We start from the raw sequence: 22472 nt of genomic DNA, 5'->3' as shown, positions 1-22472 counted from the left end.
GCGGGAGCGAAACGTGACCGACCAGCCCCAGCAGACCCCCGAGACCCCTGACGCGCCGTCGGCCGAGGAGCCGCGCTACGAGCCTCCACCCAGTGTCGGGAAGCTGCTGGGGTGGATCCTCGTGTTCGTGCTGGCGGCGATCGTGGTGGTCCTCGGCGGGGTGTACTTCACCTGACGGGCCGTGCCCTCCCCGAAAAAGCCTGGTCTTCGTCACGTGCTCAGGGCGTGCGGCGGGTCCCGGACCGATGCCGGCCGCGTTGTCAGTGGGGCCGCGTATGGTTTTCGACGTCGGGGGAGAGCCGCTCGACGGGGGTCGTCCCTCCGCCACGGGCAGCTCTGGGGACGAAGCACACGGGGGAAGCAATGGGCACGACCGACATCGGTGGCGTGATCACGCTGACCGGGACGGATCTCGATCCGCATGTCACACACGAGGCGACACGGCGCCTGCTCACCGGGCCCGGACTGCCGTCCGACAGCGCCCTGTTGGGATTCGGGGCGCTGCGCCATCGGCCCGCGCTGCGGCGGGTCGCCGAGCTCGTCGACGACGCGGAGAGACTCGCGGAGGAACTGCGGGACCAACTCGTCGTAGGCGCGCTGCGGACCGTCGACCGGGACCTGGAGTCCCTTGTGCTGAACGGCACCACGGGCGAGATCTTCACGACCCACGTCCACCGGCGTCACCCCGGCCTGATGGACCTCTCGCCGCTCGCGCCGTCGCTGGACGCGCTGCTGCGGTGCGCGGCCGCGACGGACGAACTGATCGCGTCCCGGGGCCGGTTCGCGTCCCAGGGATACGGCCCCAAGGTGGTGGCGGCGGCGTCCGAGCGGCTGGCGTCGGTGTTCGCCGCGGACGCCGGGGAGGACCTGGCGCCGTACTGGCGGATGGCCGCGCTGATCCGCCCCCTCGCCCGGATCGCCCGCCCCGGAACGGGACTTGCGCTCGACCTGCCGTCGCGGCTGCTGGACGAGGAGTTCGGCTCCGCTGCCGTCGTGCGCTTCGAGGACGTCGATTTCCCCGGCACGCTCACGCACGAGCCGACCCGCCGCTTCCTGCGTGAGGTGGGCCTCCCGGAGAACGGCTACTGGTACGAACTCGACACGGACGTGCCGTTGCCGACGCTGGCCGAGTACTACGCGGACGAGGACCGGTTCACCGCGGACGAACTGCCTTCGGAGGCGGACCGGCTGATACGCCTCGGCTATCTGGTGGAGGACACGAGCCTGGTCGTCGACGGCGCCACCGGGGCGGTCCTGTGCTGGAGCGAGGCCGACGCGGTCCTTCGCCCGCTCAACGCGGACATCTCCACCCTGGCTTTCACGGTCTGGCTGGTGCACCGCGAGAAGGCGCTCGACCAGGAGCACGACTTGACGGACGCGTACGAGCAACTGGCCGCCACCATGGCCGAAACGCTCGCCGCGGTCGACCCGATCGCCTGCGACCCCACCCCGAGGACCCCCCAGGACGACGGCTGGCGCTACTGGCCGGAGGCCTTCGAGGACCAGGCGGGCGGGGGACTGTACGCATAGCGCCGACCCTGCGCCAGGGCGATCCGGGTCACCGGACGTGGGCCGCTCGCGACTGCGCCGACCCTCGGACATCGTGCCGGCCCGGGCGGACGACGCTTGTGGGCGGGGACGCTACGTCCGGAACCGCAAGCCGATGCGCGGGGGGAGGCGCCCACGAAGGACGGACGAAGGGGCGACACGCTCCCGCGAATGCCACCCCTTCACGCCGCCTGCGCACCTCTACCGGCCGCTCGAGCCGGTGTGCTTGACGATCACCGTGTCGCCGACCCGGCTGAAATCGTAGAAGCGGCGGGCGTCCGCCGTGCTCAGATGGATGCAGCCGTGGGAGGTGTCGGCCCGGCCGATGGAGTGGTCCCAGGGGGCCGCGTGAACGAACACACCTGCGTTGGTCAGGCGCACCGCCCAGTGGACGGTGAGCGAGTAGTAATTGGGACTGTGCGGATCACACGTGATGCGTGCGCTGCACGAGGTCATCTGGACGACCGCGTCCTTGCCCAGCACGTGGAACGTTCCTGACGGCGTACGGAAGCTGAGCTTTCCGAAGCCCACGGCGAAGGTCATCACCGTCCGGCCGTTGTCCGTGACGGTCATCTGGTGGGTCGCCTCGTCGATCGTCGAGACGTGCCCCGAGGAGGCCGCCCGGGCGGGACCGGCGCCCAGCGTCAGGAGGGCCGCCAGGACACCGACCAGGGCGAGCCGGATGACGTCACGAAGTCGTGGGCGTGGGACTTGGCGTTGGTGGGTCATCTCTGATCATCGTCGCTCTCTGTGCACACTCGGAGACTTTGGCCCCTCCCTCGCGTCGGGGCGGCTTCGCCCCGCTCTCTGCGGGTACCGCCGACCGAGCTGCTCAATCGGCCGGCCCAAACGAATCTCCGTTCGCATGGACATGGCTTCCAGGGTGCGCCCCGAACACCCGGCCCGAGTTGCCCGGCTCACCCGACGAACCTACGGTTCTTTTTCTGAGACTTCCGCTGTCGGCAACGTATCCGGCCCGCCGTCCAAGGATGCGGGCCCAGCAGCAAGGGAAGTTCTTTTATGCCGAGTGAAACCCACACCGTGAAGCGGGTCGAAGTCCACACGGGAATTCCGTACGGCGATTTCATCACCGCCTTCGAGAAAGCGGCGCCCATCGCCGACGTGGGGGTGGTCGAGCTCATCGCGGAGGCCGGCGGCAGCTGGGACGACGTCCGTGCCGCCATGGAGGTGAACGCCCCCAACCACCTGGTCCGCTACTGGCGGCTCAACGGCACCCAGCTCTTGAAGCTGGCGGGCCACCAGGTGAGGACGATGGAGTACCTGACCGGAAACCACGTCACCGCCGAGAGCATGGTGCGGTACGACCCCAGGGCCTTGCTGTACGCACCCCTGCGGATGCTGGTGTGGAGCGACGGCGACGGCAACGCGGTCTTCGGCATGCACCGGCCCAGCGACGAGTTCGGAAGTCTCGGCATTCCCGAGGTGACGAAGGTGGGCGAGGACCTCGAACGCCAGGTCATCGAAGTACTGCGCCGCTGCGGCGTCGACGCCACCGAGGACTTCGCCTAGGGCCTGAACCGCACCCCCCAAACGCACGGATACCGGCGCGCCCATCCTTGACGTCGACCACGTCGACCACGTCGAACCGCGGCGCCGGCGACGACGACACCCCTGAGACCGTGATCGCGCTTCGCCCCAACTGCCGTGCTCTCAAGGCTCCTGAGAGGTCGACCAGCCGCGCCGGCAGATGATGCCGCAGGCCAGGCTGAGGAAGGCTTCGTGGATGTCGTCGCGGATCTCCCCGCGACCGCGCCTGCGCGCGGATGCGACGTCCCTCCCCGGATGACGGGACGTCGACCCCGCACGGCGCTTTTGGGCGTGTCACATATGCGACAGCCACGACGCCTTCCGGGCGGCAGGGCGGAGGCAGTTGCATACGCCAGCGGTCTGATCGGGCCGCGATCGGGCGGGGACATCCTCATCGCCCGGTCACCTCCGGTTTCAGGAGATTCTCCGTGCGTACGATCCGTCTCAGACCGAGCGGTGGACGTGGAGGGCGAGCCGCCACCGCGGTCGTCGGCCTCCTGTCGGCAGCGCTTGCCCTCATCGGACTCCAACTGCCCGCGGCGGCGCCCGCGGCCGCCGCGCCCTCCGGCCAGACCGCGGTCGTCCAGCAGTGCGCGGACCCCAAGCCCGGGCAGTTCGCCTGCCTGGCGATGCGCCGCACCGACGTGGCCGCCCGCAAGGGTGTGCAGTCGCTGTCCGCGACCCCGTCCGGCTTCGGCGCCGACGACCTGCAGAGCGCCTATGCGCTGCGTGCGGACGGCGGCGCCGGCCAGACCGTCGCGATCGTGGACGCCTACGACGACCCGAGCGTCGAAGCCGACCTGGCGGTCTACCGCCAGCAGTACGGTCTGCCCGCGTGCACCACGGCCAACGGCTGCTTCACCAAGGTCGACCAGCGCGGCGGCAGGCAGTATCCAGCCGCTGATCCGGGATGGGCCGGCGAGATATCCCTCGATGTGGACATGGTGTCCGCCGCCGCCCCCAACGCCCACATCCTGCTGATCGAGGCGGACAGCCCGGCCTTCGCGGACATGGGTGCCGCGGTGGACGAGGCGGTCGCGCTCGGCGCGAAGTACGTCTCCAACTCGTATGGCTCCGGGTACAACAGCACTGCGGGCAGCGGCGAGGACCCGGCGGAACTCACCGCCCTGGACCCCTACTACAACCACCCGGGCGTGGCGGTCGTCGCGTCCTCGGGTGACAGCAGCTACGGCGTCGCCTATCCGGCGGCCTCGCAGTACGTCACCTCCGTCGGCGGCACCGCCCTGGTCAAGGACTCCGGTACCAGCCGCGGCTGGAGCGAGTCGGTGTGGCACGGCCCCAGCGGCGGCGGCCCCGGTTCGGGCTGCTCGCTCTACGAGCCGAAGCCCGCGTTCCAGACCGACACCGCGTGCGCGAACCGCACCGTCGCCGATGTCTCGGCAGTCGCCGACCCGGCCACCGGCGTCTCGGTCTACCAGACCTACGGCGCTGACGGCTGGCAGGTGTACGGCGGTACGAGCGCATCCGCCCCGCTCATCACGGGCGTCTACGCGGACGCCGGCACCCCGGCCGCGGGAACGTACCCCAACGCCTACCCCTATGCCCAGGCCGGCTCGCTCAACGACGTGACCGCCGGCAGCAACGGCACCTGCACCCCGGCGGTGCTGTGCACGGCGGGCCCCGGCTACGACGGCCCCACCGGGCTCGGCACTCCCCACGGCATCGACGCGTTCCGCACCGGCCCGCACGGCGTGATCAGCGGCACGGTCACCGACCGCGGCACCGGCAAGCCGATCGCCGGAGTGACCGTCAAGGCCGGTGACAACACCGCCATTTCGAACGCATCCGGCACCTACCGGCTGGACATCCCGGCGGGCACCTACGACATGACCGCGAGCGTGTACGGCTACGCCGTCGGCCATGCCGACGGTGTCGTCCTGGCCGACGGCGGCACCGTCGCCCAGTCCTTCAGCCTCGACGCCCTGCCCACGCAGACGGTCTCCGGCAAGGTCACCGACGGCTCCGGCCACGGCTGGCCGCTCTACGCGAAGATCACCGCCGACCGTGTGCCCGGCGGCCCGGTCTTCACCGACCCCGCAACCGGCGCCTACTCCCTGAAGCTCCCGCAGGGCGCCTCGTACACCCTGCACGTCACCGCCGACTACCCCGGCTACCAGGCGGTCGACAAGACCGTCCAGGTCGCGACCGCCGACCAGAAGCTGGACGTCGCCGTGCCCGTGGACTCGGCCGCCGCCCAGGCGCCGGGCTACGCCGTGAACCTGCACGGCCCGACCGAGGCCTTCGGCTCCACCGCCGGGCCCGGAAACGGCTGGAGCGTGGTCAACGCCGACGGCACGGAGGGCGGTTGGACCTTCGACGACCCGGGCAGCCGGGGCAACAACACCGGCGGCAGTGGCGGCTCCGCGATCGTCGACAGCGACTTCAGCGGCCTGCAGACGCAGGACTCCTCGCTGGTCTCGCCGTCGTTCGACCTCGGCTCGGCGACCACGCCCATCCTGGCCTTCGACACCGACTACGCCGGTTGGGCGGGCAACACCGCGGATGTGGACATCTCCTCCGACGGCGGTACCACCTGGACCACCCTGTGGGAGAAGACCTCGATCTGGGTACGCGGTCCAGCCCACATCGAACTGCCGCTCGACGCCTACGCTGGCAAGAGCGACGTCCGGGTGCGCTTCCACTACACCACCATCGACTGGGGCATGTGGTGGCAGCTCGACAACGTCTTCCTCGGGCAGCGCACCTACGACCCGGTACCCGGCGCCCTCCTCGTCGGCCATGTGACGGACGCCAACACCCACGCGGGCGTCAACGGTGCCACCGTCACCAGCACCGACGCCCCCGGTGACCACACCACCAGCACGGCCACGCCCGACGATGCGCAGGTGGGCGACGGCTTCTACTGGATGTTCTCGCACCTGACGGGCAACCACCCCGTGGCCGCCGCGCTGTCGCGCTACACCACCGCCACCGACACCGTGGACATCACCCCGGACGGCACGGTCAAGCACGACCTCGCACTCAAGGCCGGCCGGCTCAAGCTGACCCCGGCGCCCATCGCCAAGGACGTGGCCTGGGGCAAGAGCGCGAGCCAGACCCTGACCGTCACCAACGACGGCACCGCACCGGCCACCGTCAACCTCACCGAGAAGACCGGAGGATTCGCCATACAGCGGGCAGCGGTCCCGTTGAAGCGTGCAGGCGCCCCCCTGCACCTGGTGAAGGGCTCCTACTCGCCGCTGCGGCTCACCTCGCCCGCGGCCGCCTCGAGGGCCGGCCAGTCCCACGCGACGGCCCGCGCCCTCAGCGCCCCGGGCACCACCTGGCAGCCCGTCCCCGACCTGCCGGTGGCCACCGGCGACAACGCGGTCGAGACCTACCAGGGCACCGTCTACTCCGCGTTCGGCTCCATCGGAGGCGCAAGCACCAAAGACCTCTACGCGTACAACGGAAGCTGGACCAAGCTCGCCTCCGGCGCCGACACCCGCGACGCCCCGGCCCACGGACTGATCAACGGCAAGATCTACGTGGCAGGCGGCTGGGGCAGCAGCGGCAGCCCGGACGCCAAGCTGGAGATCTACGACATCGCCACCAACACCTGGAGCACGGGCGCCCGCATGCCCAAGCCGTACGCAGGCGCGGGCAGTGCGGTACTCGACGGCAAGCTGTACTCGGTCGGCGGCTGCCCCACCCTCGGCTGCGGCTCCACCGACGTCTCCGTCTACGACCCGGACACCGACTCCTGGTCGATGGCGGCCCCGTACCCGCAGCAGGTGGCCTGGGAGTCCTGCGGCGCCATCGCGGACAAGCTCTACTGCTCGGGCGGCGAGGCCCAACGCGTGACCTCCAAGCACGCCTACATGTACGACCCCGACACCAACACCTGGTCGCCCGTCGCGGACCAGCCGACCGACGCCTGGGGCGCGGCCTACGCCTCGGCGAACGGAATGCTGCTGATCCGGGGCGGCGTGGTCGACAACGGCACCGCGCTGACCAACCAGGTGTGGGCCTACGAGCCGGGCGAGAACGTCTGGACCGCCCTGCCCAACGCCAACGCCTCGGTCTACCGCGGCGGCGGCAGCCTGGGCTTCTACGCGATCGGCGGTCTCACCAGCGCAGGCACCCCGATCAAGACCTCCGAGGTCCTGCCGGGCTACGACCAGGTGCACGCCGCCGATGTCACCTGGCTGACCGAAAGCGCGAACACGGTGACCGTCCAACCGGGCGCCTCCACGACGCTCACGGTCACGCTCGACGCCTCCGTACCGGAGATCACCCAGCCGGGCACCTACACCGCTTCGCTGATTCCGCGCAGCGACACCCCGTACCGGCTCGACCCGGTCGGTGTCTCACTGACCGTGAAGCCGCCCACCACCTGGGGCAAGATCGCCGGCACGGTGACGGCGTCCGCGGGCGGCCCGATCGCCGGCGCGACCGTGCAGATCTCCAGCGGGACCACCCATTACACGATCAAGACCGCTGCGGACGGCAGCTACGCACTGTGGCTCGACGCCCGCAACAGCCCGCTCCAGGTCATCGCGGCCAAGGACGGCTATCAGCCGACATCGGCCACGGTGAAGATCAAGAAGGGGGCGACGACGGTCAGAGACTTCACCCTGCTCAGCAGCTGACCGCACTGGCGCTCTGACGCATCCCTGAACGTCCCCGCCGCCGGCCTCACCCGGCGGCGGGGACGTCCGGGGTGCCGCCCAGGTGCCCTCAGACGCCGTGCCGGCCAAGGAGGCCGCGGCACCGATACGGAAATTGGCCCACCGTTCATCTTGTCCCACGTTTGGATGTGCGTACCGGGGCAGGTACGCAGCAATCTCACACCAGCTCGTCCGCACAAGGGAGTGCCTGTTCGCATGACGACCGTACACACCGCACCCCAACCACCCCGCAGATTCGAAGACGTTCCCGGGTGGTTCCCCGTACTGGACCAGATGCTCTTCGACTGGATCCTGGCGCGCCAGGAGTCCGCTGGGATGCGGGGCGATCTGCTGGAAGTCGGGGTGTACATGGGGAAGAGCGCGATCTTCCTCGGCGGCCACCTCCGGGACGGTGAGCGGTACACGGTGTGCGACCTCTTCGAGGGCGCTGCGCCGGACGCCGCCAACCGGGCGGAGTCGACGAAGTCGTACAGCGCGCTCAACCGACGGGCCTTCGAGGAGAACTACCTCTCCTTCCACGACGAGCTGCCCCGTGTCCTGGAGGGCCCCAGCTCCCTGGTGCCGGACGAGGTCGAGCCCCGCTCCTGCCGGTTCGTCCACATCGACGCCTCGCACCTGTACAAGCACGTGTACGCCGACATAGGCGCGGCGCACGACCTGCTGCTGCCCGGCGGAGTCGTCGTCCTGGACGACTTCCGTTCGGAGCACACGCCCGGTGTCTCCGTGGCCGCCTGGGAGGCAGTGCTCAACAGGGGCCTGCGCCCCATCTGTCTGAGCACACAGAAGCTGTACGGCACCTGGGGCGACCCCGGCCAGGTGCAGAAGGAGCTGCTGGCGATGGCACGCGGTCGCGATGACTGCCTCCTCAGCGTCCAGGAGGCGGCCGGACACCGCATCATCCGGCTCAAGTCCAAGGGCATGCGGGCGCCGTCCGTCCCGCTCTCCCGGCACGCCGCGGAGCCCGAGCCCGCCGCAGAGCAGTCAGCCGCCCGGCCTTCCACGCCCGCCGCCCCGGGCCGCAGCCTCACCCGCCGCATCGCGGTCGACCTGCTGCCGCCCGTCGTCACCCGCGCGATCCGCAGCTCCCGCGCGGCCAAGCGCGCGGCGCGGAGCTGACCCAGGGCGGCCGGCGGGTACCCGCCGGCTCTCCTCGGTAGGCCCTCCCTGCCTCGTTGCCGGAGCGCCGTCATGATGAGCGCTCCCGCAACCGAGACGGGAACAGAGACGGACGAGCAACGGGCGGCACCCCTCTCGGGTGCCGCCCTGTCGTTCTGCCTGCTCAAGGCGCTGGAGGCCATGGCGGGAATCGAACCCGCGTAACTCGCTTTGCAGTCTGCTCACGCAGCCTGGGACTCGTACCGAGTCTGCCAGGCTCGCCCCGTAGGTCAAGCGGTTCAGACGAACCCAGGCGACTGACTCAACAGCGGGCACGAGCGGCCGGTACAGGTCTTCCAGCCGCTCCTAGGGCTCAGAGACGAACGAACCGATGCCGTTCTCAGTCCGGATGAGCCCGCGCTCCCGCAGGTCTGCAAGTGCCTTCCGTGCTGTCACCTGAGCGACGGAGAACTCTGCGCACAGTGCGAGGATGCCAGGCAGCTTCGTTCCCGCTGGATACACACCAGCGCTGATGCGCCGCTCAATCTCGGCAGCAATCTGCACCCACTTGGCCCGAGTCTCATCTAGCTCCACATGATCAATGCTGCGCGCTACAGCGGAGTGCGGCGAGGGATAGCTAGCTGTAGCAAGCTGCCGTAAAGTGACTGCTCCGCACATAGAGAAGCGCCCCGCTCCACTGGACTGGCGAGCACAGCGAGGCGGGGCTACCGGCTGGATTGGAGTCGGCATGGCAGAGCGTAGCGTCGTACGGCTGTTGCCCTGGAGTGGACCAGAGGGCAAGCGCGCACATCTGGTCACCGACGGATCATCAACTCCCTTGTCTCTGCTGGCAGACCAGATCGAGAACCAGCAGATCAATACTGCTGCGGTGATCGCGGAATTGGCGCGGCCCATGGTGGACGAGGAAGCCAAGCTCACCGCAGATGAACTGCGCTGGATCTGCACTCGCCTCATCGAAAGCCTCGTGGACGTACTGAACGTCTGCGAGAGCCGGGGACAGAGGCTTCCGGAGTACGAGGAGAGCGGGGAGTAGACCCCGCCCACAGAAAAGCCCCTGGATACCTGTGTACGGCGTCCAGGGGCTCTCTCATGGCCAACCGCAGATGTTCCTCAAGCGAGGGTCCAACGGGCTTACAGATGGGCATCCTTGGCCCATGTCGCTTCCAGTCATCGCGATCATCGTTGCGTCACTCAGCGCCGCAGGCACCGTGACCAACATGGTCGCCGCATGGTCGAACTACCGGCGCGTGACACCACGTGCCGAAGTGAGCGCGAAATGGTTCATATTCGGGGCTCATGAGTGGGAAGACCCCGTGGGTATTTTCCTGGTCGATGTCACAAATACGAGCCAGAGTCAGATCAAGATTAGGGATCTATCTCTGAAGATTGATCTCGCACCGCAAAAGATCATGCCTATCGACGGTAAATATGGTCATGTAGACCTTGACGTCATCAAGGGCGACAAAGATGAAGCGATACCCCCGATGGGTGGAGTAGACCTGCAAGTCGAAGTCGAAGTCGAAGTCGGAGTCCAGGCCAATGATGCCATGGGTGAGCTCATTCCCTACGTCAAAAGAGTCAGGGTGGAGGTGGCCCTGACCAATAAGTCCAAAATGGTGAGCAAGTGGATGTCAAAGGAAGATCAAGTCTGGTTTGAATTCGACGACCTGGTGGAGTATGTGAAAGCACGGGCAGCGTACCTAGAGCATGAGTCGCCCCTGCACCGACAGCTCTCCTTTGATGAATTGGAGGAGACGGAGTAGACAGCCGCCAGCCGGTTTGAATGCGCGTGACATCGCCCGGTTCGCCTCGGAGTCGGGCGCTTAGCTGTGCCCGTAAGCGGAATGACTCATGTCTGTTTGTCAGTGCCTCATGGGACAGTCATAGCTCCAAGACCAACCGACCATGAGGAGGAAGTATTAACAAGCCAGTACGCAAGAGAGCCGACAAGTTGAAAGCAGGCGATCACCTGAAACTGTGGAATGGCAAGACTACTGAAGTGCTCTCGATTGAACCAGCGATCAACCAGGTAGGCAGAAAGGCACTGATCCTCACTCTGTACAAGTCGCCCAAGATGGTGGTGAAGACAGGGCGCATCATGACCATGCACTATCCGGCGCAGCAGTAACCCCGAATGAGGCCGTAAAGCCCTCTGTACGCCCCTCTGAGCGCCGTTCTACTGCCCCTGGCCTCTCAGTGCCACCAGAGATAAGCGAGGCTCTCAGGGGCTTCTAGACTGTGGACCACGTCCCCGAGTCCCAAGCCACAGGAACGGGGTGGAGTCGGCCAGAGGGTGAGTGGAGCGCACGCGGAGATGCCGGGCGAGAGCCTTTGCTGTCTTGGGCTGGAGAGGGATCACACGGGCGTCAACGCTGTTCCTGTCCATCTTGAGCGGGATCACCAGCATGGTTCGCTGCGCTAGGTCCAAGTCCTGTACCCGCAGATTCAGCAACTCCTCTGCTCTCAGTCCCTCGGTGAGGACTCGGACGATTGCGTGATCCCTCACGGTCTGGAAGTCACGGACTTTGGGAGAGCCGTTCCCCGTGACCTTGAGTATGTCTGTCACGAACTCCTCTGAGAGCGTCTTGGGTTTACCGAGAGGGGGAGCCGTGTACCGGTGGAACTTGGGGGAGTCGTAGGGGTTGGCGTGGTCGTACTCCTCTGCCAAGTAGATGAACAGAGGGCGCAGGTTCCTTTGAAGGGTGTTGGTCCCTCCCGTGTAACCCCCCTTGCCATCCTGGGACTTGGGCACGTCGTGCACCTGGTAGTACCAGCGAAAGAAGCGGTTCAGGGTCGGCACGTCACATGCCGTGAAGTCGCCTTCCATATCGCTCTCGGTCATCCAGTTGTGCAGGGCGACACCAGCGAATTTGTACGCGTTGATAGTCTTGCGCTGGTACGGACGGCCGAACCTGTTGGTGATCGTGCTTAGGTGCAAGTCCAGCTCTTCCAGCATGGCCGTGCGCGCATCCGTGGCGGAGCGTCCATCTACGACCCTGAGGGGTGCTGTCGGCTGCTGCTGCGCATCGGTGCTCTGAGGCTTCCTGAGCGCGCTCCGGAGAGGTGTACGTGCTGGCACTTGGGCTCCCTTCGCGCCGTGTGGCGCTCTGTGGAGCTAGGTCAGTCGGTGGCGGACCAAGCAACTGACCTAGCCCCGTCTTGGACGGGAGTCCTAGACCTTGAGAGCTGTGTCTGACCTAGAAACATGCGGGTCAGAGACTGTTTTGGAGGCCATGGCGGGAATCGAACCCGCGTAACTCGCTTTGCAGGTTCGTTTCCACTGGTCAGGGCGTGATCCGTGCTCGTCCGCTGACGTTCAGACCCGTACATATGCAGTGATCGTCAAAGCCGCACGAACGGTGTTGGATGTCAGTGAACGGAGGCGAATGAGGCGGAAACTGAGACGGGCGCCCCGACGCGCAGCCATGCCCGTCGAGAGGCCGGACAGAGCATCGTGGTGCGTCGGTCGCCGCCGGTCGCTGCGTTCGTGTCCGCTCGCTGCCGCACTTGGTGCGGGGGTGCCGCCTTCCTTGGCATGATCTGCGGACACTGTCAAGCTAAGACCGTGTCCTATGTGGTGAGGCGGACGATTCGCTTGTAGCGGCACAGGGCTGCGGCGAGGCCGAGAAAGGCGAGGTAGTTGCGGGAGTGGCGTTCATAGCGGCGGCTAAGTCGTCGGTAGCCGGACAGCCACGAGTTCGTCCGCTCGATCACCCACCTTCGGCGCCCCAACCGTTCGCTGGACTCGATGCCTTTACGAGCGATGCGCACGCCGATGCGCATGCCGCGTAACCATTTCCGCAGGTGGGGATGTCATACGCCGCCCGCCCCGGCGACCCTGGCCGGCCACACAGCCGCCGCCCCTGGCGGAAGCCACTCGTCACCGCCGTCACGGCGGCGGTCGCTCAACGCCCTGGCTGCGTCTGGTCACCGTCTGAGCCACCTACCGCGCCAAGCGACCGTTCGACGGTGCAGGATGTCCCGCGTGGGAGAGCAGTGGAGGACGGTCGTGGCCGCGGTTATCGCCGCACTTGCCGCACTGAGTGGCGTACTGGCTGGCGTGGTCGTGGGGCGTCGACAGGTCACCGACCAGGCCGCGGTGGAGCACGGGTAGTGGCTGCGCGGGCAGCGGCAGGAGGCGTACGTCGCGCTCCTGGAGGCGTGGGACACCGGCGTGAAGCGGTTCGACGAGGTGGTCGAGAACTGGGAGGGAGAGCACTACGCCGCCGAACACTTCGAGGGCGACGGCTGGGAGGAGAGCGCAAAGTCGATCTACGAGCGCACCCACGAGATCACGGAGACCGTGAAGCGAACGATCGAGCGGGTGGAGCTTCTGGGACCGGAAAACGTGGACGCTGCCGCCGTTCGTCTGCTCTCCGCCCTGGCGGCGCTGAGAGAGGCCGTGCGGGCGAAGGCGGGAAGCACGGAGTGGCCGGACTGGGATGCACACCACGAGGCCAGGAAGGCGACGGGCGAGGCGCGTCGTGACTTCCTGAGGACTTCGCGGGAGACGACGCGCGTGGCTCCGCGACCGTAGGTGACGGCGTTGCCCCGACGCCGGTGTTGCGCCTGGCCATGCAATGAACCGTCGCTCTGCCGTCAGCACTCAACCGCCAGCCGTCGCTGACGGCAGCACTTCAGCGCCTTGCTGCGCCCTGACCCTGGTTGCCTGCCCTGGCAGGCCTGGTGACCCGTCGAGGGCCTCTCGCGTCTCCGCCCTGGTCCAGGTCCCACCCCGCCGAGAGGCCGGCGCTCACGCTCTGTCTACCGCTGTGCGGTAGACAACGATGGTTCCCAGCGGCCACAGTTGGCGACCATGGCGGAGCTCGTGTTCGGGGTCATCGGCGCCGTGGTTGGCCTCGGGGGACTGGCGCTGACGTTCGTCGGGAACCGGCAGCAGCGGCGGCAGGCGCGGGAGCTCGGTGCGCGGGAGGCGCACCTCCGGGCCCAGGAGCGGGAGACGGAGCGCCGACAGGCGTCTGTTCACGCGTCGATGCTTCGCGTGGAGGTCACCCGGCACGCGTCCACCCTCGACCCGTCGGTCTCCCTCTGGCGGCTCACCGTGACGAACGGCAGCACGCAGCCGTTCACCGGGGTGGCCCTCCGGTACGACGACCAGGCCCTGGGGTCGCCGACGCTCAACGGCCACCTGAACCCCGGCGCCTCCAAGGCGGACACGCTTCCGGTCGCCGACGGGGAGCCCGACCCCGCGCGGTGCGTCGTGGAGTTCACCGACGTCGCCGGTCGGCTGTGGCGCCGTCGGGCGACGGGCGACCTCCGCCTCGGCCGCCGCGGCCCGGATGGGCAGCTGTCCTGGGACGCAGGCGAGGCGTACTTCATCCACGTCGGCGACATCTCGGGCCGGGTGGCGGAGATGCGCAGGTACCGAGTGCCGAGGGCGTACTACCGGAGCCCGTCAGGGTGCTCCCTGGTTGTCCTGACCCTGTTCTCCGTCTACCTCATCCTGCACTTCGCCCTTCGCTAGGTCGAGGCCGGCTCCGAGCGTCACGGCTTCGCTGAACCTGGCCCTCGCCACCACCAGCAAAAGCCTCTCACTCACCGCTCACTCGGATGTCGGCTTCGAGAGGTCTAAAAGCGGGCGGAGCCAATGCGCTTGCCAATAGACCTGGATGGGCCCCGGCCCCAGGAGTTGCCCTCAACCGGGTTGGACTGTACAGAATTGTGGCTTTCAATAATGTTCGATGCGTTCTGTCCGGGCGAGGCTGCGTGGCCGGCCGGGGGCTGATGTCGCCCCTCGACTGCGGTACCCGCTTACCGGACTGGCTGGGCGACATGACTCCGCTTTCAAGGCTCCACGCCGCAGCGTCGCGCGATCACCTTTAGGCGCTCCAGTCCGAGGGTGCGAGCGAGGACCGCGGCAGGCAGCTCGGTGGCGCGCTGAAGCTCGCGCGCGTGTCAGGAGCAGGACGTGACCTACACGTCTGGCGATGGTGTCCGGCCTGAGAGGGGAGCAACCCGCAGCTGTCAAGTCGAGCGGTGAACTCAATTTCAACACAGGGCAGTTGTGGTAGCTTCCACACAATCTCAGATCGGGCCCAGTGCCCGGTCTGTCCGCGCCCTGGGCGGCCCGGCTCAGTGCTGGGGTGCCAGGAAGGTTTCCACAGAACCGTTCTCGCCTCCGACACGGGCGACCGGGGAGTGGATTCAAACACGCAGGCATCTGGGCCTGCATGCACCACCCTGCAAGAAGCCCCCGGGAGCTGATCCCGGTCTGAGTTCTTGGTGTCGGCAGGAAGTCAGTTCTATCCACGCACATCGTGGTCGAACTGAACCTGCCTCCCCACTGGTTCGACCACCATTAAGAAAGGTCGAAAACCGGTGAGCAACTCAGCGGTACTCACGCTCCTTGCAGGCGCAGGTGTCGTCTCCGTTCTCCTGTTCGCTGTCCGAGGCATCCTGGAGCAACTGCCTGATGTCCTCCGGTCGTGGCAAAAGGTCCGTAGGGCCTGGCGGAACTCGGCGTCCGATGATGACCAGTCTGCTCCGTGATGCACGGCGTACCTCAGAAATTCGTAGCGGGCGAACACGGCGACGGCCAGCCGTCGCCGACGGGGACCGGCGGTAGCCACCGCCGGTCCCAGATGGTTGCTGCCCATGTCTTTTGCCCTCGCCTCTCGATCAGAGAGGCGAAGGGGATCGCTAGCTTGCCGGCAAACACGCTTCCTGTAGCCCGCTCTGCTCCTCGGCGAGATAAACCGCCGTTGCCGAGGAGACACAGACCCCGGTCGACCTCGCCGGTTCGATCGCCCTCGCCGTGCTCGCCACGGCGGCCGGCGGCCGGTCGGTGGTCCATGTACGCGGCAACTGGCGTGAACCCACCAACCTCTACACCGTGGTGGCGCTCCCGCCCGCGAACTGCAAGTCGGCCGTCTTCGCGTTGCTGACCAACCCCCTGCATGAGGCTGAGAAACAGCTCAAGGCCGCGATGAAGCCCGTGATCGTGGAAGCGGAGTTGACGGCGAGGTTGGCCAAGGAAGCGGCCGACAAGGCCGCTGCCAAGGCCGCGTCCGCCGACGGTGACAAGCGCGATGAGATGGTGGCCACCGCGGTGGGTCTCGCGCAGACGGCGGGCACGCTCACTGTCCCCGCCGAACCGGTCCTGTTGGCGGACGACTCGACACCTGAGACGGTCACCTCGCTCATGGCGGAACAGGGCGGCCGGCTGTCGGTGATGAGCGCTGAGGGCGGCATCTTCGACATCATCGCTGGCCGCTACTCCGGCGCCCCCAACATGGAGGTCTTCCTTAAGGGGCATGCTGGGGACCGGCTGAGGGTGAACCGGCAGACCCGCCGCGAGTACATCGACGCCCCCGCCCTGACCATCGGCCTGGCCGTGCAGCCGGACGTGTTGCGGGACATCGGGAAGGTGAAGGGGTTCGAGGGACGCGGGCTGTTGGCCCGCTTCCTGTACCCCCTGCCGGTGTCCACGGTCGGTGACCGCGAGATCATCACCGATCCGGTACCGGAAGAGACGGCCGCCGCCTACACCGCCCGGGTCATCGACCTCGCGCTGTCCCGGGCGGAGTGGACTGACCCGGCCGTCATCCAGCTCACCCCGGAAGCGGATGCGGCGCTGATCGCCTATCAGAAGCGCATCGAACCGCAGCTCAAGGCGCGCGGCGGCAAGCTGGGCCACATCTCCAACTGGGCCGGAAAGCTTGCCGGGGCGACCGCCCGCATGGCCGCGCTGCTGCACCTCGCCGAACACGGCGGCAACGGTTACGCCCAGCCGGTCAGCGAAGACACCATGCGCGCGGCCATCGAGCTGGGGGAGTACTACACCGCCCAGGCCCTCGCCGTGTTCGACGTCATGGGCGCCGACCCGGTCCTCTCCCGCGCCCGCAGCGTGCTGGAAGCGCTGCGGGACAGCGGATGGGACGACGTCAGCCGGCGGGACGTCTTCAGCGTCCTGTCCCGCAGCGAGGTCCCCACCGTCGCGGACCTGGAACCGGCCCTCGCGTTGCTGGAAGACCACGGATACCTGCGGTCCTACCAACCGGAGCGCACTGGCAAGCGCGGGCGCCCCCGGCACCCCGCCTACAGGCCCACCCGTCCCTGCGCCAAGGCGGCCGGTGACCCTCGCCTCGTGCCCAACCCCTCCCACACAAACCGCAAAATCGCAGAAACCCCGGACACCCCCGCTGACCTGCGACGGACCCTCATGCCGGCCCAGGCCGGGGGTCCGTCGCGCAATCCCGCGATATTCCGCAAAAAACCCGACCACTCCCCGGCCCGCCGCGACCGGCCGACGGCCGCCCCGGATTTTGCGGAATATCGCGGGTTTCTGCGGAGCACCGCCGGCCACCACCCGCGCACCGCATCACCGCAGCTCAACGGCCCTCCCCGGGGTTTCTGCGGATATTGCGGTTTGTGCGACGGCACCTGCCCATGAACTCAGCCTCACAGGAGTGAGCCGTGGACGAACCCACCACCCTCCCCCTCGCCCCCGCCGAAGACCCGACCCTTGTCCTCCTCAAGGTCGAAGAGGCCGCCCGTCGACTCCGCATCGGCCGCACCACGTGCTTCGCCCTCATCCGCACCAGCCAACTGGAGTCCGTCACGGTCGGCGGACTCCGCCGCGTCCCCGCCGACGCGCCTGCCGCCTACGTCACCCGTCTCCGCACCGCCCAACGCGCCGCTGGATGACGCCCGGGGTGGCGGCACTCCCGGACAGGACAGCCCGCTGCCCCGGTCTCCATCCCGACACACAAGAAGCAGGAGCCTGCCTATGGCAGAGGAAAAGAAGAAGCGCACCCGACAGCCCAACGGCCGAAGCTCCATCTACTTCGGCAAAGACGGCAAGTGGCACGGCCGCGTCATCGTCGGCATCCGCGACGACGGCACCCCCTACCGCCGTCACGTCGAGCGAAAGACCCGTGCCGAAGTGGCGCTCGCCGTACGCGAGTTGGAGAAGGATCGCGACGCCAAAACCGTGCGGAAGCCCGGCAAGGCGTGGACGGTCAAGGCGTGGTTGACGCACTGGATCGAGAACGTCGCGCCCCTCGCGGTCAACGACAACACGATGGTCGGGTACGGCGTCGCCGTGCGAAAGCACCTCATCCCCGGCTTGGGGGCTCACCGTCTCGACAGGCTCAAGCCCGAGCACATCGAGGCGTTCTACGCGAAGATGCAGGCCAACGGCAGCAAGCCCGCGACCGCGCACCAGGCACACCGCACCCTGCGCACCTCCCTCAATGAGGCCGTACGGCGTGGTCACCTCGGCAAGAACCCTGTTCAGTTGGCCAAGGCGCCGAAAACCGGTGACTACGAGGTGGAGCCCTACAGCGTCCAAGAGGTACAGCGGCTACTGAAGGCCGCCGACCGGCACCGCACCTCCGCTCGCTGGGCCGTCGCCCTCGCCCTCGGACTGCGCCAAGGGGAAGTGCTGGGGCTGAAGTGGGAGGACGTAGACCTTGACGGCGGGTTTCTCGTGGTCCGCCGCAGTCGCCACCGGGCGCAGTACGCGCATGGGTGTGCGGAGCCCTGCGGGCGCAAGGCGGGGTATTGCCCGCAGAGGCGACGCAGCAACCCGGAGACGTCCACCACTAAGTCGCCTGCCGGCCGCCGCGCAGTCGGTCTTCCGGAGCAGCTCGTTGACCTACTGCGGGCCCACCTCAAGGCGCAGGAACGGGAGCGGGAGGCAGCCGGCCAGCGTTGGGTGGAAAACGGTCTGGTGTTCCCGGACGAGCACGGCCGTAGCCCGTCCCACCGTCGGGACTGGTCCGAATGGAAAGCTCTCCTGACAGAGGCCAAGGTCCGGGACGGACGCCTGCACGACGCGCGCCACACCGCCGCGACGGTCCTGCTGATCCTCGGAGTCCCTGAGCGGGCCGTCATGGGCCTCATGGGGTGGTCGACAACTGCCATGGCCGCCCGGTATCAGCACATGGTCGACGCCGTGCGGGCCGACGTGGCGCGACAGGTCGACGGTCTCGTTTGGAAGGCGGACGACGAGACTCGCGAGGAAGGCGAGGACTAGGTCGGATCCGCCCTTCTGGTCTGTGAGCCGTTTCCATCCTCACTCTGAACTGGTCAGATGCAGGGTGAGGACAGCCTGAACGAGGCTCGTGATGCGAGTGGTCGAGCAGCGGAGCTTACGGAGGAGCCGCCAGAACTTGAGGGTGGCGACGGCCTGCTCGACGAGGGCCCGGATCTTCGCGTGGGAACGGTTGACCGCCTGCTGACCCATGGACAGGTTCTCCCAGCGGCCCCAGTAAGGGACTCGGACTGTGCCCCCGGCACCGCGGTACCCCTTGTCGGCCCAGCAGTTGATGCCGGCCTCGGCGAGAGCGTCGATGGTGCCGTTCTCACGGGCCGCCCGGAGATCGTGGACCGCCCCGGGCAGGGCAGCCGAGGCCCACAGGAGACGTCCCCTGGGGTCGGCGATGACCTGCACGTTCATGCCGTGCTTCTTGTGTTTGCCGGAATAGAAGGGCCGGTCGGCGGCAATCCGGTCGATCGGCAGCAGCGTCCCGTCCAGGATCCAGGTCACTTCGGTGAACTGCTCCGCTCCCGCCTGCGCTGCGAGGACGGAGACGGGTGGGCCCTGGTACTTCCGGTGGCGTGCTGTTCCTGCTGGTCACGGTGGGGCGCGTGGCGACTCACGTGGGTCCGGCAGGCCGGTGCCCGCCCCCGCTCCGCCCGTACCGGAGCCCGCCCCGTAAGGCTTCGGCCCGGACTCGTTCAGGCAGGTCCACCAGGGCCGCACGGCTTGACCTGTCAGGCCGAGGCAGTCGCTCAGGGCTGCGGCTACCGTCGTGGGGAGAGCAGATTGCCACCGGAGGAGGAACGACGATGGCCGGCACCGAAACGCTCGACCGCAGCACCTGGGAGACCGCCCTCAACCAGATGACCGAGGAACACCAGGGGGAGTTCGTCACCATTGAGGTACTGGACCCCGAGGTCGGGCACCAGTACGAAGCCAACCGGCTGCCCTTCGCCACCATCGTGTACGACCCGAAGGACGACGTAGTGGCCGTCTCCGTCGGCGGACGGTCGCCGCGCTACCCCGTCGTCATGCGGCACCTGGTGTGGCACCCCAGGGAGATCGACGTCGCCACGCAGGACATTCCCGAGCCGGCGGTCCGGACAGTCGACAAGGACGGCGCCGCCACGCTGATCACCTTCTTCCCCCAGGAGTCCGGCACGGAGTCCTGACCCCTGAGGCGCGCCCGCCGCCGGCAGCCGTCACGGCACTTCGTATGACAAACCCGTTGGTGATCACTAGATGGGTGACGGGCCGACTTGGGGATCTAGGCGGTGTCTTCAAATGATCTTGAGTGGTGGATCATGGTCGGGTGATACGTCGCCATGAACTGTCCGATGCAGAATGGGAGTTCGTCCGGCCGTTGCTGCCCGTGACGTTGCGTGGACGCAAGCGGCTGGATGACCGCAGGGTCCTCAACGGGATCGTGCGGAAGTTCCGTACGGGCACGGCCTGGCGGGATGTGCCCGAGCGGTACGGGCCGTGGGCCACGCTACACACCCGTTTTCGCAGGTGGGCGGCGGACGGCACGTTCGAGCGGATGCTCCGCGCCGCCCAGGCGAAGGCGTACGCCGCCGGCGACATCGACTGGTTGGTGTCGGTCGACTCCACCGTCGTCCGCGCCCACCAGCATGCCGCCGGGGCCCGAAAAAGGGGCTCCGCAGCCCGGCCCTCGGACGCTCCCGAGGCGGCCTGACCAGTAAGATTCACCTGGCCTGCGACGGTGTGTGCCGCCCGCTCGCCTTCATCGTCACGGGCGGCAACACCAACGACTGCACCCAGTTCACCGCCGTGATGGAGGCGATCCCGGTGCCCCGCACCGGCCCGGGACGACCCCGGGTGCGGCCCTCGCATGTCCTGGGTGACAAGGGCTACAGCTCCAGGGCGATCCGCACCTGGCTGCGGCGGCGCGGGATCAGCCACACCATCCCCGAGCGAGCCGACCAGGTCCGCAACCGGCTGAACCGCGGCAGCCGCGGCGGACGACCCCCGGCCTTCGATCGCGACACCTACAAGCGGCGCAACGTGGTGGAACGGTGCTTCAACAAACTGAAGCAATGGCGCGGCATCGCCACCCGGTACGACATGACCACCGAGTCCTACCAAGCAGCCGTCACCCTCGCAGCCCTGCTGATGTGGGCGTGACATTTGACGACAGAACCTAGTCGGTAGCGCTGAATCGCAGCTTCGGCTCTAAGGTGGGAACGCCCGGCTACGACAGGACTGCGGGGCCCCGGGCGGCCCTTCGCCGTGCGCCCTGGTCAAGGGCCGCCTCCCGCTCCGCCCACGATCCTGCAAGGTCGAGTTCGGCCTGCGTCCCGGGCGGGGCACGGCCGGATTAGCGGTGGGGGGCTGCGGTCGACGGACGCCGCAGTGCATGGTGCCCGTCGGCGGGTCCCCGCGCAGTGGCCGGACGCGGCCGTCGGCGGGCGACGGCCGCCAGTGTACGAAGGAACAGCCACTGTCGGCTCCGGATACGCAGGATCCGCCGGCACTGTTCCGCCGTATACGCGTGGCGGACCGCACGGCGCCCGGCAGCGCTCCGTCACCGGGTGTCGCGCGGGCGAGGGGCCTACCGTGGGAGATGGTCCCGGCGTCGGCCCCGCCGACCGGCCGGTCGTTCACGCCGGGGGCGGAAGGAGGCACGAGATGTCCGATGCGATACGGGACCCCACGGCCCGGCGCGTACGACATTTCGTCGACGCCGGATATCCCGACGCCGGGCCCGTCGAGGCGGCGGTGGAGGGAGCCGTCTACCGACTCGGGGACGGAACGGTGGCCAAGGTGTGGGAGCGCCGACGGGGATCCGAACTGCGGCGGATGCAGCGTTTCTACGCCGATGCCGCGGCGCACCTGCCGTTCGGCGCCCCGGAGATCCTCGCCGTCGAGGACATCGACGGTGTCCCGATGACCGTGGAGCGGGAGCTGACCGGCGAGCCCTTGGCGGGCAGGATCCGCACCGACGACCCGGACGAGGTGCTGCCCGAAGCGGTCGACTGCCTGGTCGGCGTGCTGCGCGCCCTCGCGGACGCCCATGACGTCGACGAGGTCAAGCACCTTCCTGTGCTGGACGAGGAACGCCCGCTGTGGGAAGGTCACACCACTTTCGGATCCGCCCTGGCGGACCTGGTGGACCGGCGGGTCAGCCGGTGCGCGGACCGGCTCTCCACGCATGTCCGCGACTTCGACGACGCGCGCGCCCGGCTGCTTCGGAAGCTGCGCTCGCTGCCCCGTACCGACGAGGCGGTCGTCCACGGTGACGTCTTCCCGGAGACCGTGCTGGTGGACGACGACCTGCGGCCGCTCGCCCTCGTGGACTACGGCTTCCTGTCCACGGGCGGGGACCCCCGGTTCGACGCCGCCGTGGCCGCGGCCATCTTCCCGGCGGGCACCGAGCACGCCCCGGAGATCACCCGGCAGCTCACCACGCGGTTCGCCGACGAGTTCGGCTACGCGGTCGACGACCTCCTGCTGTACCGGGCCGCCTATGCGATGGCCACGAGCGACGCCTTCGCGCCGGGCGGCGGTGACGAGCACTTCGCCTGGTGCGTCACCGTGCTCGAGGACCCGGCCGTCGCCGAGTCCCTGCACCGGTGACGCAC

18 protein-coding genes and 3 pseudogenes are annotated in these 22472 nt (G+C 68.1%); 16 read left to right on the top strand and 5 right to left on the bottom strand.

Going from position 1 to position 22472, the window contains the following annotated elements:
* The first annotated feature begins 13 nt into the window (after nt 1–13).
* Nucleotides 14–175, top strand: coding sequence for a hypothetical protein (locus ABZ904_RS07780; RefSeq protein WP_359396933.1), 162 nt, complete (start codon nt 14–16; stop codon nt 173–175).
* Nucleotides 176–363: 188 nt separating this feature from the next.
* Nucleotides 364–1530, top strand: a complete 1167-nt coding sequence (locus tag ABZ904_RS07775; RefSeq protein ID WP_360991411.1) for an SUKH-4 family immunity protein — start codon at nt 364–366, stop codon at nt 1528–1530.
* Nucleotides 1531–1749: 219 nt separating this feature from the next.
* On the opposite strand, the gene ABZ904_RS07770 is transcribed toward ABZ904_RS07775, so the two are convergent.
* Nucleotides 1750–2277 (bottom strand): L,D-transpeptidase, encoded by a 528-nt coding sequence (locus ABZ904_RS07770; RefSeq protein ID WP_360991414.1) that lies wholly within the window; start codon nt 2275–2277, stop codon nt 1750–1752.
* Nucleotides 2278–2568: 291 nt separating this feature from the next.
* Between ABZ904_RS07770 and ABZ904_RS07765 the strand changes: the two genes are divergently transcribed.
* From ABZ904_RS07765 to ABZ904_RS07750, 4 genes are all read left to right on the top strand, one after another.
* Nucleotides 2569–3078 carry a hypothetical protein gene (locus tag ABZ904_RS07765; RefSeq protein WP_359396926.1) on the top strand — a complete coding sequence of 170 codons (510 nt, stop codon included), beginning with the start codon at nt 2569–2571 and terminating at the stop codon, nt 3076–3078.
* A gap of 446 nt (nt 3079–3524) precedes the next feature.
* Nucleotides 3525–7709 carry a carboxypeptidase regulatory-like domain-containing protein gene (locus ABZ904_RS07760; protein WP_361821790.1) on the top strand — a complete coding sequence of 1395 codons (4185 nt, stop codon included), beginning with the start codon at nt 3525–3527 and terminating at the stop codon, nt 7707–7709.
* A 234-nt stretch (nt 7710–7943) separates the two neighbouring features.
* Nucleotides 7944–8864, top strand: a complete 921-nt coding sequence (locus ABZ904_RS07755; RefSeq protein ID WP_359410782.1) for a class I SAM-dependent methyltransferase — start codon at nt 7944–7946, stop codon at nt 8862–8864.
* A gap of 75 nt (nt 8865–8939) precedes the next feature.
* Nucleotides 8940–9068 carry a hypothetical protein gene (locus ABZ904_RS07750; RefSeq protein WP_361821787.1) on the top strand — a complete coding sequence of 43 codons (129 nt, stop codon included), beginning with the start codon at nt 8940–8942 and terminating at the stop codon, nt 9066–9068.
* Between the two features lie 141 nt (nt 9069–9209).
* Here ABZ904_RS07750 and ABZ904_RS07745 read toward each other — a convergent pair whose 3' ends face one another.
* Nucleotides 9210–9521 carry a GntR family transcriptional regulator gene (locus ABZ904_RS07745; protein ID WP_361821784.1) on the bottom strand — a complete coding sequence of 104 codons (312 nt, stop codon included), beginning with the start codon at nt 9519–9521 and terminating at the stop codon, nt 9210–9212.
* 70 nt (nt 9522–9591) lie between these two features.
* On the opposite strand from ABZ904_RS07745, the gene ABZ904_RS07740 reads away from it, so the two are divergent.
* Both ABZ904_RS07740 and ABZ904_RS07735 read left to right on the top strand, forming a co-directional pair.
* Nucleotides 9592–9897, top strand: a complete 306-nt coding sequence (locus ABZ904_RS07740) for a hypothetical protein (RefSeq protein ID WP_361821781.1) — start codon at nt 9592–9594, stop codon at nt 9895–9897.
* A 121-nt stretch (nt 9898–10018) separates the two neighbouring features.
* Nucleotides 10019–10627, top strand: a complete 609-nt coding sequence (locus tag ABZ904_RS07735) for a hypothetical protein (protein ID WP_361821779.1) — start codon at nt 10019–10021, stop codon at nt 10625–10627.
* Nucleotides 10628–11085: 458 nt separating this feature from the next.
* Here the strand turns inward: ABZ904_RS07735 and ABZ904_RS07730 are convergent, their stop codons facing one another.
* Entirely contained in the window at nt 11086–11820 is a 735-nt protein-coding gene (locus ABZ904_RS07730) for a tyrosine-type recombinase/integrase (protein ID WP_361821776.1), read from the bottom strand.
* A gap of 614 nt (nt 11821–12434) precedes the next feature.
* Nucleotides 12435–12632 (bottom strand): annotated as a pseudogene (locus tag ABZ904_RS07725) (transposase); the annotation flags it as partial.
* Nucleotides 12633–13038: 406 nt separating this feature from the next.
* Between ABZ904_RS07725 and ABZ904_RS07720 the strand changes: the two are divergent.
* The 5 genes from ABZ904_RS07720 (at nt 13039) to ABZ904_RS07700 (ending at nt 18864) form a co-directional block, all read left to right on the top strand.
* Entirely contained in the window at nt 13039–13401 is a 363-nt protein-coding gene (locus ABZ904_RS07720; RefSeq protein WP_360991426.1) for a hypothetical protein, read from the top strand.
* 279 nt (nt 13402–13680) lie between these two features.
* The gene (locus tag ABZ904_RS07715) at nt 13681–14349 is read left to right on the top strand and encodes a hypothetical protein (RefSeq protein ID WP_360991429.1); all 669 of its coding nucleotides are present in this window, start codon (nt 13681–13683) and stop codon (nt 14347–14349) included.
* A 1290-nt stretch (nt 14350–15639) separates the two neighbouring features.
* A complete protein-coding gene (locus ABZ904_RS07710; protein ID WP_360991432.1) occupies nt 15640–17277 on the top strand; it encodes a YfjI family protein in 1638 nt (545 codons plus the stop codon).
* A gap of 23 nt (nt 17278–17300) precedes the next feature.
* Nucleotides 17301–17531 (top strand): excisionase family DNA-binding protein, encoded by a 231-nt coding sequence (locus ABZ904_RS07705; RefSeq protein ID WP_360991435.1) that lies wholly within the window; start codon nt 17301–17303, stop codon nt 17529–17531.
* 82 nt (nt 17532–17613) lie between these two features.
* Nucleotides 17614–18864: a site-specific integrase gene (locus ABZ904_RS07700; protein WP_361821772.1), complete on the top strand. Its 1251-nt coding sequence runs from the start codon at nt 17614–17616 to the stop codon at nt 18862–18864.
* A gap of 39 nt (nt 18865–18903) precedes the next feature.
* Here ABZ904_RS07700 and ABZ904_RS07695 read toward each other — a convergent pair.
* A pseudogene (locus ABZ904_RS07695) lies at nt 18904–19368 on the bottom strand (transposase family protein); the annotation flags it as partial.
* 311 nt (nt 19369–19679) lie between these two features.
* On the opposite strand from ABZ904_RS07695, the gene ABZ904_RS07690 reads away from it, so the two are divergent.
* From ABZ904_RS07690 to ABZ904_RS07680, 3 genes and pseudogenes are all read left to right on the top strand, one after another.
* The gene (locus ABZ904_RS07690) at nt 19680–20042 is read left to right on the top strand and encodes a DUF5335 family protein (protein WP_360991441.1); all 363 of its coding nucleotides are present in this window, start codon (nt 19680–19682) and stop codon (nt 20040–20042) included.
* A 143-nt stretch (nt 20043–20185) separates the two neighbouring features.
* A pseudogene (locus ABZ904_RS07685) lies at nt 20186–21015 on the top strand (IS5 family transposase).
* A gap of 504 nt (nt 21016–21519) precedes the next feature.
* Nucleotides 21520–22467 carry a phosphotransferase gene (locus ABZ904_RS07680; RefSeq protein ID WP_361821768.1) on the top strand — a complete coding sequence of 316 codons (948 nt, stop codon included), beginning with the start codon at nt 21520–21522 and terminating at the stop codon, nt 22465–22467.
* Nucleotides 22468–22472: the final 5 nt, after the last annotated feature.

It is taken from the genome of Streptomyces sp. NPDC046900 (assembly GCF_040644975.1).
Lineage (GTDB): Bacteria > Actinomycetota > Actinomycetes > Streptomycetales > Streptomycetaceae > Streptomyces.
This window is presented reverse-complemented; position numbering and strand designations above follow the sequence as displayed.